Origin of the sequence: Streptomyces sp. NBC_01463 (genome assembly GCA_036227345.1) — a bacterium.
In the GTDB taxonomy this organism is placed as follows: domain Bacteria; phylum Actinomycetota; class Actinomycetes; order Streptomycetales; family Streptomycetaceae; genus Streptomyces.
The window spans coordinates 7,758,407-7,776,720 of sequence record CP109468.1 but is presented as its reverse complement, the minus strand read 5'-3'; the positions used below and the strand labels follow the sequence as shown (position 1 = coordinate 7,776,720).

The window sequence follows — 18,314 nt, the reverse complement described above, 5'->3', positions numbered from 1 at the left end:
CGTACCGGGGGCAGACAGGGGCCAGGCCGCCGGAACCGGTGGACCAGGTGATGTACCCGAGGGTCGGGATGACGCCCGAGCAGCTGGAGCGGCCCTCTCGACCACACTTCTTTGCCGATCCTTTACTATGGGGTCTCTCCTGACGACCCTGACGAAAGGTGTGAGCGTCCGCCCATGGGCGAGCCTCCCAGTAGCCGATATCGCCGACATCGCGCGATCCTTCAGTCCCTGCCCGATCATGGGACGGAGGTGAACCGATGACCGAAGTGCTTCTGCTGCTCGTGGCAGTACTGCTCTCCCTTGCCTGCGGCGCCTTCGTCGCGGCGGAGTTCTCCCTCACCACGGTCGAACGCGGCCAGCTCGAACGGGCTGTGGAGCAGGGGGAACGGGGCGCCTCCAGCGCCATGAAGGCGGTACGCAGCCTCACCTTCCAGCTCTCCGGGGCCCAGCTGGGCATCACCGTCACCAATCTGGTGGTCGGCATGCTCTCCGAATCGTCCATCGCGAAACTGATCCGTGGCCCGGTCGAAGCCATCGGGCTGTCGCCCAGCGTGTCGTCGTCCGTGGCTCTCGTCATCGGAACCGCCCTGTCCACCGTGTTCCTCATGGTGGTCGGTGAGCTCGTCCCGAAGAACTGGGCCATCTCGTCGCCACTCGCCGTGGCGAAGACGGTGGCCACCCCGCAGCGGGCGTTCACCGCTCTCTTCCGGCCCTTCATCAGCCACCTCAACAACACCGCCAACCACATCGTGCGCCGCTTCGGCCTCGAACCGGCGGAGGAGCTGGCCACCGCCCGCAGCCCGCAGGAGCTGGTGGCGCTCGCCCGCCACTCCGCCAAGGCGGGCGCCCTGGAGGCCGACACCGCGGAGCTCTTCGTCCGGACCCTCAACCTGGCGGAGCTGACCGCGGAGAACGTCATGACTCCGCGGGTGCAGGTCACCGCGCTGGAGGTGCGCGCGACGGCGGAGGACGTCGCCAACGCCACACGGGCGACCGGGCTGTCCCGCTTCCCCGTGTACCGGGGCAGCCTCGACACCGTCGTCGGTGTGGCCCACATCAAGGACGTGCTCGCGATCCCCGCGGAGCAGAGGCCCCGTAAACGGGTCTCGGAGATGCTGCGTGAGCCGCTGCTCGTGCCGGAGACCCTGACCGTGGACCGGCTGCTGGACAGGCTGTCCGGCAAGCTCGCCATGGCGGTCGTCATCGACGAGTACGGAGGCACAGCGGGTGTCGTGACGCTCGAGGACATCGTCGAGGAGGTCGTCGGCGAGGTGCGGGACGAGCACGACCCGCATGAGACTCCCGACCTCGCACCGGCCGGCGAGGACGCCGACGGACGCACCCTGTGGTCGGCGGACGGCGCCGCCCGCACCGACCAACTGCAGAGGATCGGCCTGAGAGTGCCGGACGGACCGTACGAGACCCTCGCCGGGCTGATCGCCACAGAGGTGGGCCGCATCCCGGCCGTCGGTGACTCGATCGACCTGGCCGGCTGGCGCCTCGACGTGGTGGACGCCTCCGGGCGCCGCGCCGCACGGGCCCTGCTGCACGCGCCGCTCCCCGGTTCCGACGAGCCGTCGGAGGACGAGCGATGACCGCCGTACAGCTTTTCATCGGCCTGATGACCCTCGTCGTGAACGCGTTCTTCGTCGGTGCGGAGTTCGCTCTCATCTCCGTGCGGCGGAGTCAGATCGAACCGCAGGCCGAAGAGGGGAACCGGAGGGCACGAAGCGTCATCTGGGGGCTCGAGCACGTGTCGGCGCTGCTCGCGGCGGCACAGCTCGGCATCACGCTGTGCACCCTGGTTCTCGGCATCGTGGCCGAGCCCGCCATCGCGCATCTGCTGGAACCTCTCTTCGACGCCGTGGGCGTGCCGCACGGCCTGGTCCATCCGATCTCGTTCGTGATCGCGCTGTCGGTGGCCACGTACCTCCACATGCTGCTGGGCGAGATGGTGCCGAAGAACATCGCACTGGCCGAGCCCGTGCGCACCGCTCTGCTGCTCGGGCCTCCGCTGGTGACGCTGGCCCGGGCGCTGCGACCGGTGATCTTCGCGATCAACGCCTTCGCCAACTTGCTGCTGAAGCTGTTGCGGGTGGAGACAAAGGACGAGGTGTCGGCCACCTTCTCGGACGACGAGCTGGCCAGACTCGTCAAGGACGCCGGCGACGCGGGACTGGTCGACGACAGGGCGGCCGAGCGCCTGCACCATGCGCTGGAACTGGGGCGCAGGCCGGTGCGGGACGTGGTGCTGCCGGTGGACCGGGTGATGTACACGAGGGTCGGGACGACGCCCGAGGAACTGGAGCGGCTCTCGTCCGAGACCGGGTTCTCTCGATTCCCGGTCATGGACAGCGAACAGCGGATCCTGGGCTACCTCCATGTGAAGGACGCCCTCGACGTCACCCCCCGTGACATGCCGTTCCCGGTGACCGCGATGCGGCCCATCGCCCGGGTACGGGCGGCGACACCGCTCGACGACGTACTGACCGCTCTCCGCCGCAGCCGTACGCATCTGGCGGCCGTTCTCGACGAGGACGACCGGCTGGCCGGCATGGTCACGATGGAGGACGTGCTCCGGGAACTCGTGGGCCGGGCACAGCCGCGCTGACCCCGGCCCCGGCACCCACCCCGGCGCCGGTGTCCGGTCCCGCCTCCCCCCGAGGGCGCGGGACCGGGCGCAGGAGCGGTGCGGCCACTGGCTCCCGGCAAGCGGTGGAGCGCACCGCGATACGATCACAGCGCCATGGAAATGAATGCCGAATACACCAGTCTCGTCGCGGTCGGCGACTCGTTCACCGAGGGCATGTCGGACCTCCTGCCCGACGGCTCGTACGGGGGCTGGGCCGACATCCTTGCCACCCGGCTTGCCACCCGCACCCCCGGATTCCGCTACGCCAATCTCGCCGTGCGCGGGAAGCTCATCGGCCAGATCGTGGACGAGCAGGTGGACGTGGCAGCGGCCATGCAGGCGGACGTGGTGACGCTGGTCGGCGGCCTGAACGACACCCTGCGGCCCAAGTGCGACATGGGCATGGTCCGCGGCCGGATGGAAGAGGCCGTGGAGCGCCTCGCTCCCTCCTGCAAGAAGCTCGTGCTGATGCGCAGCCCCGGACGCAACGGACCGGTGATGGAGCGCTTCCGGCCACGGATGGAAGAGCTCTTCACCCTGGTCGACGATCTGGCCGCCCGGCACGATGCAGTCGTCGTCGATCTTTACGGGTCCGCCGTGCTGGGCGACCCCAGGATGTGGGACGTCGACCGTCTCCACCTGACCGCCGAGGGGCACCGGAGGGTGTCCGAGGCGGTCTGGCAGAAGCTGGGGCTGCCGCCGGAGGACGACTGGCAGACGGTACTGCCCTCCGCGGTCCCGCCGCGCTGGGCCACCCGGCGGGTCGACGACCTGCGGTTCGCCCGCCAGCACCTGTTCCCCTGGATCGGGCGGCGCCTGACCGGACGCTCGTCGGGTGACGGCAGGACGGGAGCGCAGTTCAGCGCCGAGCTGGGACGGGCCTTCTGGGTCACCCCGGAGGACGCTGCCGCTCCGGGCCCCGTGGCCACCTGGCGCCGCCTGGACGCGGACGAGTAGCAGACCCACCGAGAAGGGCAGCGGGGCACAGCCCCGGCTGCCGGCTCCCACATTCGCGGCTGTGTCTCTGTCTGCGTGCGTGCCCGCGTCCGCGTCCGCGTCTGCGTCTGTGCGCGCGTCCGCGTCCACGCCTGAGTCCACGGCTGTGTCTGGCCCTGTGTCTCCGTCCGCACGCTCGTAGCAACCCACAAACCGGGGTGCGGCGCCGACCTGCATAAACCGCCAGTAGAATCTGCACACGTGACTGCTGTGTCTGCGAAGCCTCGCATCCCCAATGTCCTGGCCGGCCGCTACGCCTCTACGGAGCTGGCTGTCCTCTGGTCCCCCGAGCAGAAGGTGAAGCTGGAACGTCAGCTGTGGCTGGCGGTGCTGCGCGCCCAGAAGGACCTCGGGATCGAGGTACCCGACGCGGCCCTCGCCGATTACGAGCGCGTCCTCGACCATGTCGATCTGGCCTCGATCGCCGAGCGCGAGAAGGTGACCCGGCACGACGTCAAGGCCCGCATCGAGGAGTTCAATGCCCTCGCCGGCCACGAGCAGGTCCACAAGGGCATGACGTCCCGCGACCTGACCGAGAACGTCGAGCAGCTTCAGATCCGGCTGTCCCTGGAGCTGATGCGCGACCGTACGGTCGCCGTCCTGGCCCGGCTCGGAAAGCTCGCCGGTGAGTACCGCGAGCTGGTCATCGCCGGCCGGTCCCACAACGTCGCCGCGCAGGCGACGACGCTCGGCAAGCGCTTCGCGACCGCGGCGGACGAACTCCTCGTTGCGTACGGCCGGCTCGAGGACCTGCTGGGCCGCTACCCGCTGCGTGGGATCAAGGGCCCCGTCGGCACGGCTCAGGACATGCTCGACCTGCTGGGCGGCGATGCGGAAAAGCTCGCCGACCTGGAGCAGCGCATCGCCGGACACCTCGGCTTCGCCCAGGCCTTCACCTCGGTGGGCCAGGTCTACCCGCGCTCGCTCGACTACGACGTGGTGACGGCCCTGGTGCAGCTGGCCGCGGCTCCTTCGTCGGTCGCGAAGACCATCCGCCTGATGGCAGGCCACGAGCTGGTGACCGAGGGCTTCAAGCCGGGCCAGGTCGGCTCCTCCGCCATGCCGCACAAGATGAACACCCGCTCCTGCGAGCGCGTCAACGGCCTGATGGTGATCCTTCGCGGTTACGCGTCGATGACCGGTGAACTGGCCGGTGACCAGTGGAACGAGGGCGACGTGTCCTGCTCCGTGGTCCGCAGGGTGGCCCTTCCCGACGCGTTCTTCGCGTTCGACGGTCTCCTCGAGACCTTCCTGACGGTGCTCGACGAGTTCGGCGCCTTCCCGGCCGTCGTCGCCCGCGAGCTGGACCGCTACCTTCCCTTCCTCGCCACGACCAAGGTCCTGATGGGCGCGGTCCGTGCAGGTGTCGGCCGCGAGGTCGCCCACGAGGCCATCAAGGAGAACGCGGTCGCGTCCGCCCTGGCCATGCGCGAGCAGGGCACGGAGCGCAACGAGCTGCTGGACAAGCTGGCAGCGGACGAGCGCATCCCGCTCGACCGTGGGCAGCTGGACGAGCTCATGGCCGACAAGCTCTCCTTCACGGGCGCGGCGGGCGACCAGGTCACCGCACTCGTCTCCCGGATCGAGGAGCTGACCAAGCAGCACCCGGAGGCCGCCGGTTACACACCCGGCTCCATCCTCTGATGAGCGCCCGGACGATCGCGCGATGAAGCCCGAAGAGCTCCAGGCCGCCCGTGACCGCGTGGTTCCCGATGTGGTCGCGGGCGGCCTGCGCGTGCTGTTCTGCGGAATCAACCCGAGCTTGATGACAGGTGCCACAGGTCATCACTTCGCCTTCCCTGGTAATCGTTTCTGGCCGGTGCTCCATCTGTCCGGATTCACTCCCAGGCAGTTGAAGCCCAGCGAGCAGTCAGAACTCCTCGGCTATGGGCTGGGCATCACCAATGTGGTCGCCAGGGCAACGGCCCGGGCCGACGAGCTGTCCGCCGAGGAATTCCGTGCCGGGGGACAGATCCTCACCGCGAAGGTCGAGAGGCTTCAGCCGCGGTGGCTGGCGGTCGTCGGTATCACGGCCTACCGGACCGCATTCGGCGAGCGGAAGGCACAGGTCGGGCCCCAGGACCGGAAGATCGGTGGCGCCCGCGTCTGGGCACTGCCCAACCCCAGCGGCTTGAACGCCCACTGGACCGTGCAGTCAATGGCGGATGAGTACGGACGTCTACGAACGGCCGTCGACTCGAACCCGGCAAGCCGTCCCTCTGGCGACGTCTGACAACCGGCAGATCTCTCGACTGGCGACTGGCTGCCGGATTCGTCTGCCTGCCGGATTCGTCTGCCTACTGGATTCGTCTGCCTACTGGATTCACCCGGCCCCACCACTGGCCCGACACGACCGAGAATCCGAGTGAGCGAGAGAGCGAACCCAGCCGGCATCTCCCCATGGAGGGGAATCACCCGCGGACGTTGCCGGTCCCTCCGGACGTTGCCGGTCTCTCCGTGCGTTCTCGTCGCACCCTCACAGCTGACGCCCCCACGCCCCACTCCAAGCCCCGGCCGGGCCGCTCACATCCCGAAAGGGATCGTGAACGGGATCGCGAGGGGGATCATGGGGGATCGATCTCGGTCACCACCACGCCGAGCTCGCACCCTGGGCCACCCTCCTCCAGGTAGAGCGCCAGGCCTATCCAGAGCTCGTCTATGTGCCAGAGGCGCAGTTCCTCACACCCGGCCACCATCTCGGCCCACGGGTCGGGTATCTCCTCGCCGGACATCATTCGCTCCTGCGCACTCCACAGACTGATCGGCTGTGGTTCACCCCATCGCACCCCGAGCAACGTGAACAACGCCTCGTGCTCCGCGAGACACTGCACACGGTGCTCCAGCCGCCCTGCTTCGTCGTCGTCCCAGTGGTCGTCATCGGCGTGCAGTGATGCCGTGTGGTAGCCGGGCCCGCTGACTCCCGAACCCGATCGGATGCGCTCCGCGGGAAACTCTCGGGTGCGCATCCCGTCGATGAGGCGGAGGTGATGTGCGGTGGTCATGCCGTCAGTAAACCGCCCTGCACTGACAACGGAAGCCCTGCCCTTTCCTTTAGGGCGATTTAGGCCATCTCGTTCCGGTCTTCCGGCATTCCCGCCTTCCCGCCGATCCGACCGCTCCTCCTCATGGTCTAGGCGTCCCTGCTCCGCAGTGCCCACCATCCGGCGAGGAGCGCCGCCGCAGCCCAGGCCGCAGTGACGGCCAATCCTGTCCAAGGGCCGAGGCTACTCTCCACATGCTGGTGCAGAACCAACTGTCCGGCCCGGTCGGGCAGATAGTCGGCCGCACCGCCGGCGATATCCCCGACGACGAACGAAGCGATCAGGATGAAGGGGATGAGCAGGCTGAGCACGGCAACGGCGCTGCGGAACAGAACCGTCAGCCCGGCGGCGAAGAGCGCCATCAGGGCGAGATATATCCCGCCGCCGAAAGCGGCCCGAAGGGCGCCCGGTTCGCCCAGACCGACGGCGTACTCCCCCATAAACAACTGTCCCGTCAGGAATGAACTGAAGCTGGTGACGAGCCCGACGGCAAGAACAGCGCCTCCGACAAGCGACATCTTGACCGTGTAGAAGAGGGTGCGCCGTGGAACCGCTGCCAGCGAGATGCGCAGCGCTCCGTTGACGTACTCGGACGAGATCGCTGTCGCCCCGAAGCTTATGGCGGCGATCTGACCGAAGTTCAAAGCGTAGAAGGCTCCGAAGACGAGGTCCGCGTCCGCCTTGTCCGCCTCGGCCTGGCCGACCGTGGCGAAGGTGAGCACCGTGACAGCCATGGTGGCGAGGAAGACCGCCGTCAGAGATCCGGCGACCGAGCGCACAGATCTGATCTTGATCCACTCGGAGTGCAGAACTGCGGTGGTGGACATGGTCAGGCCTCCTGTCGGGTGGTGGCTCCGTCAGCGGCGGACTCGAACTCCGTCGCACCGGCGGTGAGATCCAGGTAGGCCTGTTCCAGCGTGGCCTGTTCGTCGGTGAGCTGAAGAACCGGAAGGCCTTCCGCGGCGGCGAGGACCCCGATTTCCTGCGCTCTCGCCGCGTGCACGGTCCAGTAGCCGTCTTCGTTCCGCTCGGCCCGGTATCCCTTGTGAGCCAGGACCTCCCCGAACCGGGCCGGTTCGGTCGTGCGTACCCGGACGCTGGGCCGGCTCCGGGAGTCGAGGAACTCCCGCATCGGGAGGTCGACCAGCAACCGGCCCCGCCCCAGGACGATCAGATGGTCGGCGAAGGACGACGTCTCGTTCATCAGGTGGCTGGAGACCAGCACCGTGCGCCCCTCCCGGGCGAGCCGCTTCATCAGTTCCCGGATCCAGACGATGCCTTCGGGGTCGAGACCGTTCGAAGGCTCGTCGAGCATGACCACCTCCGGGTCTCCGAGCAGCGCGGCCGCTATGCCCAGGCGTTGGCGCATGCCGAGGGAGAACGTTCTGATCCGCCGGCCCCCGACTTGTCCGAGTCCGGCCTCCTTCAGGACTTCCTCGACTCTTGTCCCGCTCAGGCCGTTGCTCGTGGCCAGGGCGAGGAGGTGGTTGCGCGCCGTCCGCGAGCCGTGCGCGGACTGCGCGTCGAGCAGTACCCCGACGTGGCGCAGCGGATCGCCCAGAGCCGCGTAGGGCCGGCCGCCGATCGTCGCGGTGCCGGCGGTGGGCCGGTCCAGGCCGAGGACAAGCCGCATCGTGGTGGATTTGCCCGCCCCGTTCGGTCCGAGGAAACCGGTGACCCGGCCGGGCCGCACGCTGAACGTGAGTCGATCCACGGCACGGGTCGCGCCGTAGTCCTTGGTGAGCTCGTTGACGTCGATGCTGGTCATGTCCTCAGCGTCGCCGCCACACCCGCCGGCGGTCCTCCCCCGCCGGAGTGGATCATCTCCCTCGCTCGGGGGAGCCACCGCGTCGAGCGCGCTGGCACGATGGTGGCATGTCCAGCTTCCTCCGCCCGCTGACCGCGCCGGTCACCTACACCCGGTGGCTGCATCTGCTCCTGCCGGGTGCCGCCGTGAGTGTGTGGCTCTTCATCTCGACGGACACCCCGTGGGTGCCCGTCGTCCTCGCAGCCCTGGTGGGGCTGATACCCGGCATGCGCCTCGCCGAGGGGATCCAGGCGCAGTTGCTGCTCACGCCCGCGGAGCGCGGAAACCTCGAAGCAACCATTTCGGTGGCTCCCTCCGCCTCATGGTCCGAGCGCTGGCGGACAGCGCTCTGGCTGGAGGTGCGGCTGGGCTGTGCGGCGCTGGCCGGACTGGCGACGGTCTGGCTGCTGGCCACGACGGTCGATCTCGTGCGCTCAGCGGTCGGCTCCGCGCCGAGCGACGAATGGTTCGCCGCGGGCCTGGGCACGCACTGGTGGGCCGCCGTCCTTGCTCCGGTGCCTCTGATCATGCTGCTCGCGGTGGTCATCAGTTGTGGGGAGCTGATCACGGCTGCCGCCCGGTGGCTTCTCGGACCGACGCCGATGCAACGGATAACCGCGCTGGAGGAGCGTACCGAGCAACTCCTCGAACGCAACCGGATCGCACGCGAACTGCACGATTCGATCGGACACGCCCTGACGGTCGCCGTCGTGCAGGCAGGCGCGGCCCGGGCGGCGCATGACCCCCAGTTCACCGAGCGGGCGCTGGTGGCGATCGAGGAGACGGGCCGAGACGCCCTGGACGATCTCGAACGGGTGCTGAGGGTGCTGCGCGAGTCGGGCACGCCGCCGGGGCAGCGGCCGTCGCTCAGTGAGGCCGGCCGTCTGCTGGACTCGGCTCGCGCTTCCGGGGCCGAGGTCGATGCCGAGGTGTCCGGTGCACTGGAGCAGGTGCCGCCTTCGGTGTCCCGCGAGGGGTACCGGATCCTCCAGGAGGCCCTCACCAATGTCCTGCGGCATTCCGGATCGGTTCCGGTCCGGGTCCGCATCACCGTGGCAGACGGCCGGCTGGAGCTGAAAGTGACGAATCCGCTCAAGGATCCGCTCAAGGATTCGTCCGATAACCCTGGAGGTGGAAGCGGGCTGCGGGGCATCAGGGAGAGAGCGGCACTGCTGGGCGGCACTGCCAAGACGGGACCGTACAAGGAGGAATGGATGGTGCACGCGAGCCTTCCTCTGTACCGCATACGCTGACCGGATGCCGGTTACCGTTCTTCTGGTCGACGACGAACCCCTGGTCCGCGCGGGACTGCGTGCCGTGCTGGAGGCCCAGCCCGACATCGAAGTGGTGGGTGAGGCCGGTGACGGTGCGGCGGCGATCCCGCTGGTGCGTCAACTGCGTCCTGATGTGGTCGCGATGGACGTCCGCATGCCGCTGATGGATGGCATCGAGGCGACGCGGGTCGTGCTGCGCACGGTGCCGGAGCCGCCGAAGATCCTGGTGGTGACGACGTTCGAGAACGATGAGTACGTCTATGAGGCGCTGCGCGCGGGGGCGGACGGGTTTCTCCTCAAGCGGGCCCGGCCGGCCGAGATCGTGCACGCGGTGCGGTTGGTGGCCGAGGGCGAGTCCCTGCTGTTCCCGGCCGCGGTCCGGCAGCTCGCGGCAGAGTACGGAACGAGCAAGGCAAGGAGGGTCATGGAGCGGGCCTCGCTCACGGAACGCGAAGAGGGCGTGCTGCGGCTGATGGCCAGGGGACTGTCCAATGCCGAGATCGCCGCCCGGCTCATGGTGGGCGTCGAGACGGTGAAGACGCATGTCAGCGCCGTGCTGGCGAAGTTGGGCGCCCGGGACCGCACCCAGGCGGTCATCGCAGCCTACGAGTCCGGATTCGTCGCTCCGAGCTGATACCGGGCGTTCCCGGACTGCAGTGCCGCCCACGCTCGCCCTGCCCCTGAGCAGCGAGTACCATCCGCCTGACATGCGCACGAGCTGGGAGGACACACCGTGGGCCGGCTGACCGGTGGGGACCCGTCGTTGCTGCGCCGGATCAATTCCGCGGTGGTGCTGCACGCCCTCCGCGGCGCGCAGTCACCGACACTGACGGACCTGACCCGGATCACGGGTCTCTCCCGGCCCACGGTCGAGGGCGTCATGGAGGGGCTCTTCGAGGCGGGGCTGGTCGTCGAGTCGGCTCCCGACGGGGCCGAGGCGCGGCGGCAGGGCCGTCCGGCCCGCAGGTTCCGCTTCCGGGCCGAGGCCGGACACCTGCTGGGCGTCGAGATCGGACCGCACCGGGTCTCGGCACTGTTGTCGGGGCTGGACGGCCGGATCATCGGTGCCGGCTCACGTGAGGTGTCGGAGACCGCCTGCGCGGACGACCGCCTCGACAGGGTGCGGACCGTGGTCGCCGATGTCCTTCGGCGCACCGGCGTGGCCCGCAGCAGTCTGCGGGCGGTCGGGGTGGGCAGCCCGGGCATCGTGGAGGCCGACGGTACCGTCCGGCTGGGCACGGCTCTGCCTGACTGGACGGGGCTGGCGCTCGGCGAGCGGCTGAGGCGCTCCTTCCGCTGCCCCGTTCTGGTGGAGAACGATGCGAACGCGGCCGCCGTCGCCGAGCACTGGAAGGGTGCGGCCACGGAGTCGGACGACATCGTGTTCGTGCTGGCGGGGCTGAGCCCCGGGGCGGGCTCGCTGATCGGCGGACGGCTGCACCGCGGCTTCGGCGGGGCGGCCGGTGAGATCGGGGCGCTGCACCTCCTCGGCCGCGACGTCACGCCGGAGCGGCTGCTGTCGACGACGGACACGCCACTGGACCCGTTGGACGAGCATGCGGTCGCCGCCGTGTTCGCGAAGGCGCGGCACGGCGACGAGCAGGCGCAGGCCGCCGTGGAGCGCTTCATCCAGCGGCTGGTCCACGACGTGGCGGCGCTGGTCCTGGCTCTCGATCCGGAGCTGGTGGTGATCGGGGGCTGGGCCGCCGGTCTGGACGGGGTACTGGACCCGCTCCGCGGTGAGCTGGCCCGCTACTGTCTCCGCCCCCCTCGGGTCACCTTGTCGCTGCTCGGTGAGGCGGCCGTGGCCACGGGTGCGCTGCGGCTGGCCCTCGACCACGTGGAGGAGCAGCTCTTCGCCGTGGAGGGAACGGTAACGGCCCGCCGCTGATCGCGACGGGCCGTACGGTGCACGCCCGGACGGGCCGGAATCCGGTCAGGAGGCCTGGCGTGTCTGGTCGTGATCCGGTCAGGATGCCTGGCGTGTCTGGTCGTGATCCGGTCAGGATGCCTGGCGTGTCTGGTCGTGGTGGCTGATCTCCAGGTCGCCCGAGTCACCGAAAGTGAGCCGGCAGGTGTCGGCCCGGTATGTGGCGACGGAGACGGCCGCTGTGCCGCCGGCCGCAAGGTAGCGGGTCGTGACGACGAGGACGGGCGCACCGGGGAGCCGGTCGAGCTCCTTGGCGTCGTCCGCGCGCGCCGATCCGAGCTCGACGGAACGGTCCTGTCCGTCGAGGCCGAGCCGGTGCAGCTCACGTACGACGCTGCGGGCCCTGGCGGGACCGGACGGAGTGTCTATCGCTGAGAGGTCCGGGACGGAGGCCGACGGCACGTACAGCAGCTCCGCCGCGACGGGCTGCCCGTGCGTGACGCGGATCCGCCGCACGATATGGACGGGCTCGTCGCCCGCCACGTCGAGCATGCCGGCCACGGACACCGGAGCGGCAGCCGTATTGCAGTCGACGGCCTGCCAGGCCTCGCCCGCACCGCCGCCGGTCCAGTCGTGCTGCGCGGTCGAGACGGCGACTCCCACGCGCGGCGGGGCGACAGTAGTGCCCACACCGCGGCGGCGCTGAAGCCTGCCTTCGAGTTCGAGCTGCTCCAGGGCCTGCCGGAGCGTAGCCCGGGCGACACCGAACCGGGCGGCGAGCTCGCGCTCGTTGGGAAGGATCTCCCCCACCGCAAAGTCCGAGTCGAGTGCCTCACTGAGCACGGTCTTGAGGTGCCAGTACTTCGGCTCCTGCACCGATTCCAGCTGCGTGGTCCCCACCCTGTCCTCCGCAATCGCCCAGCGGCTTTTCCGCGACGTTATTTATTAAAGGTTCCTGTCTTAACGTTGAGACCATAGGACGGCGCACCCCCTTGGTCAAGACCAATCCTCCGTCCACGGACCTGTGAATCGGGTGTCTGCCGCACAGCGTTCACAGGACGTTCGTGGACCGGCGCTCTGCGTGCAGCACAAAGCCCCACGTCCGGGCGGGTGCGTGGGGCTTCGACGAGCGGCTGCGGCGTGGGCGGGGCCACCATTCGGTTCCAGTGGGCGGACTCCCGGATCGGCACCCGGCCACCGGGGGCGGCTGTCCGCAGGAAGCAGCGGCCTGCCTTGTCCACGCGATCCAGGATCCGTAGCGGCACCTTCGGCTCTCCGCCGCTGGCGCCGACCAAGCGCACATCGGAGCCGGCGGGCACGCCCTGCTCCGCCGTGTCGGGAACGGTGGGGCCGGAGTCCGTGACCACTGGTTCCGACAGCCACGGTCCGGCGTACGCCTCGCGCCGCGTCCCGGGCCGGCGCAGAGCATGTGCCGACGCGGGATGCGGCGCGTACGGGCCGGTGCTCTCGAAGACGTCGGTCACGGTTTCGGCTGTCACCCGCCCGTGCCGGCCGACCGGTCGCACGCCGCCCAGTCCGAATCCCGCTGCCCTCTTCAGCGCCCCTCTTGAGCGTCCCCTCGCCCCCTGGAGCGCCTCCCCGCCCCGCGAGAATGCCTTGCCCCCTTGAACTGGAAGCTACCTGGCGGTAATTGTTGCTGACTAAATGTCTAAGCCGTTTGCCGGCACGGCTTCCTCGTGTCGCATCACCCTGGAGCACCTCCATGACCACCACGGCCTCGTTCACCGTCGAGTCACCCCGAGGACCGCGGACCGTGTCCGTGGCGTACGAGCGGTCGGGGTCGGGAGAGCCGCTGCTGCTGCTCCACGGCATCGGTCACCATCGCCAGGCCTGGGACCCGGTGATCTCGGTGCTGGCCGTGGAGCGGGACGTCATCGCCGTCGACCTGCCCGGTTTCGGAGCCTCCCCCGCGCTGCCCGCCGATGTTCCGTACGACCTGACGACCGTGGCGCCCCTGCTCGGGGCCTTCTGTGAAGCGATCGGGGTGGACCGCCCCCACGTGGCAGGGAACTCGCTCGGCGGGCTGCTCGCGCTGGAGCTGGGACGCGAGAAGCTCGCACGGTCGGTGACGGCACTCTCGCCCGCCGGGTTCTGGACCGACGGCGAGCGCAGGTATGCGTTCGGAACCCTGCGTGCCATGCGGCTGGCGGCCGAGTCGATGCCGCTGCCGCTCATCGAGCGCCTGTCCCGCAGCGCGACCGGTCGCACCGTGCTGACCAGCACCATCTACGCCCGGCCGGGACGCCGTTCGCCGGAGGCCGCCGTGTCGGAGACCCTGGCCCTGCGCCGGGCGACGGGGTTCCACCAGACGCTGGCCCTCGGACGGGACGTCCGGTTCACCGACGACGTCCCGGACCTACCGGTGACCGTCGCCTGGGGCGACCGCGACCGGCTGCTTCTGCGCCGCCAGGGCATCCGGGCCAAGGACACCCTCCCGGGCGCCCGGCTGGTCCGGCTCCCCGGCTGCGGTCACGTCCCGATGAACGACGATCCGGCTCTCGTGGCCCGGGTGATCCTCGACACCAGCCGCTGAGACCACCGCCCGCACCCGTCCCCTCCGGCGCAGGACCCCCGAGCCGACCGCCACACCGAGCCCGACCAGGCAGCTGCCCACCACCTGGGCGGGGCCGTACGCACCGGCACCGACCAGCGGGGCGGTGAGCGCGGCGGACACGGGGATCAGTCCGGAGAAGAGCGTGGCCCGCTCGGCACCGATGCGCTGCATCCCCCGGTACCAGCACACGAACCCGATGACGGTGACCACGGCGGCCTGCCAGAGCAGCGCAACGGCCTCGTCGGGTGTGGGCACGCGGACGAAGCCGCCGCCGTCGAGCAGCAGACCGAGGACGGCCGACTCCACGGCGGCGACCGCGCACACCGTGGCGGACAGCAGCGTGGCTCCCAGCGGACGCAGCACCGGCACGGCGAGCACGGCGAAGCCCACCTCACCGGCCAGGGCGCCGACGGAGAAGAGGATTCCCGCGATGTCGGTGCGCCCCCAGCCCTGGACGGTGAAGGCACCGATGGCCACCAGTACCGCGGCGAAGAGCACGGCGCGTGTCGGCCTGCGTCCCGCCATCAGCGGTACGAGGACGGCCACGAGGATCGGGGCACACCCCACGAACACGCCCGGAACAGCCGGTTCCGCCGACCGTTCGGCCGCCAGGACGGCCAGGTTGAAGCCGACCATTCCGACGGCGGCGAGCAGAGCGAGCCGCCCCCACTGCCGGCGGCTGAGGCCACGGAGCACGGCTGCCGGCCGGAGCCCGCCGGTCCGGGTCACCAGGGGCACGAGCAGCAGGGCGGCAAGGCCGTAGCGCAGCGCCTGGCCTCCCGCGTAGGGGTAGTCGCCGAGGACACTGTTGGCGGTGAAGGAGGCACCCACGAGGATGCAGGCGAAGGCGGCGAGAAACGAGCCGCGCAAGTAGGTCACGTTCATGACACCGACGCTAGGCAGTGCGAAGGCCCGGTTTAAGGTCCACTTCCATGACGTCTTCGGGGACCAGTTCACCACCTGACAGCGGCGGCGGTGCGGCCTTGTCCGTCTCGGCCGCCTGGGAGTTACTGCTCCCGGCCGCGTCCGCTCCTGCCCGTGGGCGGGGGCGCGCGCTGCAGTCCGCCCTGCGCGAGGCGGTCCGCTCCGGCCGCCTGGTTCCGGGGACACGGCTGCCGTCCAGCCGCGCGCTCGCGGCCGATCTGGGGGTCTCCCGCGGCCTGGTCACGGAGGCCTACGAACAGCTGACGGCCGAGAGCTATCTGCGCAGCGGGCACGGGGCGGGTACGTGGGTGAGCGGATCGGTGCGGGCCGCCGAGGGCGGGGCCCGCGATCTCGCTCCCCGCCCAGCCGGTACCCGCGTCGACTTCCGGCCGGGCACACCGGACCTCTCGCTCTTCCCGCGCAGTGCCTGGGCCGCCACCCACCGTTCGGTTCTCGGCAGGCTGCCGCACAGCGCACTGGGCTACCCGGATCCACGCGGCCTGCCCGAGCTGCGCAACGCCCTGGCCGCGCTGCTCACCAGGCGCCGCGGTGTGGTGGCCGACCCGGAGCGGCTGCTGGTCTGTTCGGGCGTCGCCCAGGCGACCACGCTGCTCGGACTCGTCCTGCACGGACGCGGACTGCGCACGGTGGGCGTCGAGGACCCCGGCAGCCCCGAGCACGCCTCGCTCTTCGCGTCGGCGGGGCTCGCGACGGCGCGGCTCCCGCTCGACGGCGAAGGGCTGTCGCCCGACGCCCTCGTGCGCTCCGGCGTGCGCGCCGTAGTGACGACACCGGCCCACCAGTTCCCCACCGGGATCGCGTACTCCGCCGCCCGCCGGAGCGCGCTCCTGGACTGGGCGCGGGAAACGGACGGAGTCGTCATGGAGGACGACTACGACGGCGACTTCCGCTACGACCGCGCACCCGTCGGCGCTCTCCAGGGCCTCGACCCCGAGCACGTCGCCTATACCGGCTCGGTGAGCAAATCCCTGGCCCCAGGCCTGCGGCTGGGCTGGCTGCTGGCGCCGGCGTCGATGACGGACGAGATCGTCGACCGCAAGCGGACCATGGACCTCGGCAACCCCGCACTCGACCAGGCCGTGCTCGCCGACTTCGTCGTCCGGGGAGGCTACGACCGCCAGTTGCGCCGCTGCCAGCGCGCCTACCGGGAGCGCCGCGATGTCCTGACGGCAGCGCTCGCCGAGCACTTCCCGGGCACCGAGGTGAGCGGCATCGCGGCGGGACTCCACGTCATCGCCCGGCTGCCCGAACGGTACGGACCGGAGGAGGAGTTCGTGACCCGTGCGGCCGGGTCGGGAATCGCCCTGCGCCCTCTGAGCGACTGCGGCGGCGTGCGGCCCGCCGACGGATCGGTGAGCCTGGTGATCGGCTACGCGCACCTCGCACCGGCGGACATCAACCTGGGCGTACAGCTGCTGGCCGCCTCCCGGCTCGCACGCGGCTGAGGGGGCACGGCGTCGGCAAGGGCCGGTTGTTCACCTCGCGTTGGTGTTCCCGCCTCCGCCGGGCGCGAGGGTGGGCCGGTCGCTCAGCTGTCCGTTCACCCGATCCGCTGCCCCGGAGGCGCTCCGATGCCGAACCGTCCGCGAATCCCGTCTCCTGACCGCCGTACCGTGCTGCGCGGTTCGCTGGCCGCGTCGGCCGCTCTCACCCTTCCGGTGGTGGGCGCGGCCGCCCCCGCCTTCGCACGGTCCGGCCGCCCGGACGCGGCCTGGGGTGTGCAGGTGGGTGACGTCACGTCGTCGTCCGCGCTGGTGTGGGTGCGCTCCGACCGGCCGGCGCGGATGGTGGTGGAGACGTCGGCGACCCGGTCGTTCCGGCGGGCCCGCACCTGGCACGGTCCGCTGCTGGGCCCCGCCACGGACTGCACCGGGACGACGCCGCTGTACGGGCTGCCGCCGGGCGAGCAGGTGCACTACCGGGTGACGCTCGCCGCGGCGGACGACCCCCGGCGCACGGGCGAGCCGGTGTACGGGACCTTCCGGACGGCGCCCGCGCGGCGGCGGGACGGCGTGCGCTTCCTGTGGTCCGGCGACATCGCCGGTCAGGGCTGGGGCATCAACCCGGACATCGGCGGCTACCGGGTCTACGACGAGATGCGGCGCCTCGACCCGGACTTCTTCCTCTGCAGCGGCGACAACATCTACGCGGACGGCGTCATCGAGCCGAGCGTGACGCTGCCCGACGGCCGCGTCTGGCGCAACGTCACCACCGAGGAGAAGGCTAAGGTCGCCGAGACCCTCGCCGAGTACCGGGGGAACTTCCGCTACAACCTGCTCGACGACAACCTCCGCGCGTTCAACGCCCAGGTTCCCTCGGTGATCCAGTGGGACGACCACGAGGTGCGCAACAACTGGTACCCGGGCCAGATCCTCGACGACGTCCGGTACACCGAGAAGAACGTAAACATACTGGCGGCCCGCTCGTCGCGGGCCTTCAGGGAGTACTTCCCGGTGTCCACGCTGCACGGTTCCCCGGGCGGCGACCGCGTCCACCGGGTGATCCCGCACGGTCCGCTGCTCGACCTGTTCGTCCTGGACATGCGGACCTTCCGCAATGCCAACTCCCCCGGCCGGCAGCCGGACGACGCCACGGGAATCCTTGGATCCGCGCAACTGGAGTGGCTCAAGCGCGAACTGTCGAAGTCCCGCGCGGTGTGGAAGGTGATCGCCGCGGACATGCCGCTCGGTCTGGTGGTCGCCGACGGTGCCACGGACTTCGAGGCGGTCGCGCAGGGCGATCCCGGGGCTCCGCTCGGGCGTGAACTGCAGATCGCCGAGCTGCTGCGGTTCATCAAGCACCGCCGGATCACCGGGACGGTGTGGCTGACGGCGGACGTGCACTACACCTCGGCCCAGCACTACGCCCCCGAGCGGGCGGCGTTCAAGGACTTCGCGCCCTTCTGGGAATTCGTCACCGGACCGCTGGCGGCCGGCCAGTTCCCGTCCAACGCACTCGACGGCACGTTCGGGCCGGATCAGGTGTTCGTCCAGGCGCCCGACCGGGCGAACGTCTCTCCCATGGAGACGCCCGCACTGTTCGGGGAGGTGGACATCGACGGCGACTCCGGCGAGCTGACCGTGCGCCTGCGCGAGCAGGGCGGATCCGTTCTGTTCACGCAGGTGCTCCAGCCCGGGCGCGTAGGACAGTGAGCCGCACTGCTCAAAACAACTT

15 protein-coding genes and 2 pseudogenes are annotated in these 18,314 nt (G+C 70.3%); 11 read left to right on the top strand and 6 right to left on the bottom strand.

From position 1 onward, the window contains the following. Positions 1–257: 257 nt before the first annotated feature. The 5 genes from OG521_34200 (at position 258) to mug (ending at position 5,861) form a co-directional block, all read left to right on the top strand. Positions 258–1,595 (top strand): hemolysin family protein, encoded by a 1,338-nt coding sequence (locus tag OG521_34200; protein WUW25543.1) that lies wholly within the window; start codon positions 258–260, stop codon positions 1,593–1,595. Continuing rightward, complete coding sequence (locus OG521_34195; protein ID WUW25542.1) at positions 1,592–2,611, top strand: hemolysin family protein; 1,020 nt, start codon at positions 1,592–1,594, stop codon at positions 2,609–2,611. Before OG521_34200 ends, OG521_34195 begins: the two co-directional genes overlap by 4 nt. 135 nt (positions 2,612–2,746) lie before the next feature. Then, on the top strand, positions 2,747–3,589 hold the full coding sequence (locus OG521_34190) for an SGNH/GDSL hydrolase family protein (protein WUW25541.1): 843 nt from the start codon (positions 2,747–2,749) through the stop codon (positions 3,587–3,589). 240 nt (positions 3,590–3,829) lie between these two features. Then, positions 3,830–5,272, top strand: coding sequence for an adenylosuccinate lyase (gene purB / locus OG521_34185; protein ID WUW25540.1), 1,443 nt, complete (start codon positions 3,830–3,832; stop codon positions 5,270–5,272). 22 nt (positions 5,273–5,294) lie between these two features. Further along, positions 5,295–5,861 carry a G/U mismatch-specific DNA glycosylase gene (gene mug / locus OG521_34180; GenBank protein WUW25539.1) on the top strand — a complete coding sequence of 189 codons (567 nt, stop codon included), beginning with the start codon at positions 5,295–5,297 and terminating at the stop codon, positions 5,859–5,861. 331 nt (positions 5,862–6,192) lie between these two features. Here the strand turns inward: mug and OG521_34175 are convergent, their stop codons facing one another. The 3 genes from OG521_34175 to OG521_34165 all read right to left on the bottom strand — a co-directional run bounded on the left by OG521_34175 (position 6,193) and on the right by OG521_34165 (position 8,437). Then, on the bottom strand, positions 6,193–6,630 hold the full coding sequence (locus OG521_34175; protein WUW25538.1) for a hypothetical protein: 438 nt from the start codon (positions 6,628–6,630) through the stop codon (positions 6,193–6,195). A 128-nt stretch (positions 6,631–6,758) separates the two neighbouring features. Then, positions 6,759–7,496: an ABC transporter permease gene (locus tag OG521_34170; GenBank protein ID WUW25537.1), complete on the bottom strand. Its 738-nt coding sequence runs from the start codon at positions 7,494–7,496 to the stop codon at positions 6,759–6,761. Positions 7,497–7,498: 2 nt separating this feature from the next. Further along, complete coding sequence (locus OG521_34165; protein ID WUW25536.1) at positions 7,499–8,437, bottom strand: ATP-binding cassette domain-containing protein; 939 nt, start codon at positions 8,435–8,437, stop codon at positions 7,499–7,501. 107 nt (positions 8,438–8,544) lie between these two features. On the opposite strand from OG521_34165, the gene OG521_34160 reads away from it, so the two are divergent. From OG521_34160 to OG521_34150, 3 genes are all read left to right on the top strand, one after another. After that, the gene (locus OG521_34160; protein ID WUW25535.1) at positions 8,545–9,729 is read left to right on the top strand and encodes a histidine kinase; all 1,185 of its coding nucleotides are present in this window, start codon (positions 8,545–8,547) and stop codon (positions 9,727–9,729) included. A gap of 4 nt (positions 9,730–9,733) precedes the next feature. Then, positions 9,734–10,384: a response regulator transcription factor gene (locus OG521_34155; protein WUW25534.1), complete on the top strand. Its 651-nt coding sequence runs from the start codon at positions 9,734–9,736 to the stop codon at positions 10,382–10,384. 99 nt (positions 10,385–10,483) lie between these two features. After that, positions 10,484–11,641, top strand: coding sequence for an ROK family protein (locus OG521_34150; GenBank protein WUW25533.1), 1,158 nt, complete (start codon positions 10,484–10,486; stop codon positions 11,639–11,641). Positions 11,642–11,752: 111 nt separating this feature from the next. Here OG521_34150 and OG521_34145 read toward each other — a convergent pair whose 3' ends face one another. Next, complete coding sequence (locus tag OG521_34145; protein WUW25532.1) at positions 11,753–12,520, bottom strand: GntR family transcriptional regulator; 768 nt, start codon at positions 12,518–12,520, stop codon at positions 11,753–11,755. Positions 12,521–12,924: 404 nt separating this feature from the next. Continuing rightward, positions 12,925–13,029 (bottom strand): annotated as a pseudogene (locus OG521_34140) (RNA polymerase subunit sigma-24). A 314-nt stretch (positions 13,030–13,343) separates the two neighbouring features. Between OG521_34140 and OG521_34135 the strand changes: the two are divergent. Next, complete coding sequence (locus tag OG521_34135; GenBank protein WUW25531.1) at positions 13,344–14,174, top strand: alpha/beta fold hydrolase; 831 nt, start codon at positions 13,344–13,346, stop codon at positions 14,172–14,174. Between the two features lie 105 nt (positions 14,175–14,279). Here OG521_34135 and OG521_34130 read toward each other — a convergent pair. Beyond that, positions 14,280–15,080 (bottom strand): annotated as a pseudogene (locus tag OG521_34130) (DMT family transporter). A 47-nt stretch (positions 15,081–15,127) separates the two neighbouring features. On the opposite strand from OG521_34130, the gene OG521_34125 reads away from it, so the two are divergent. Continuing rightward, positions 15,128–16,585, top strand: a complete 1,458-nt coding sequence (locus tag OG521_34125) for a PLP-dependent aminotransferase family protein (GenBank protein WUW25530.1) — start codon at positions 15,128–15,130, stop codon at positions 16,583–16,585. Between the two features lie 126 nt (positions 16,586–16,711). Further along, on the top strand, positions 16,712–18,292 hold the full coding sequence (locus OG521_34120) for an alkaline phosphatase D family protein (protein ID WUW25529.1): 1,581 nt from the start codon (positions 16,712–16,714) through the stop codon (positions 18,290–18,292). Positions 18,293–18,314 lie beyond the last annotated feature (22 nt).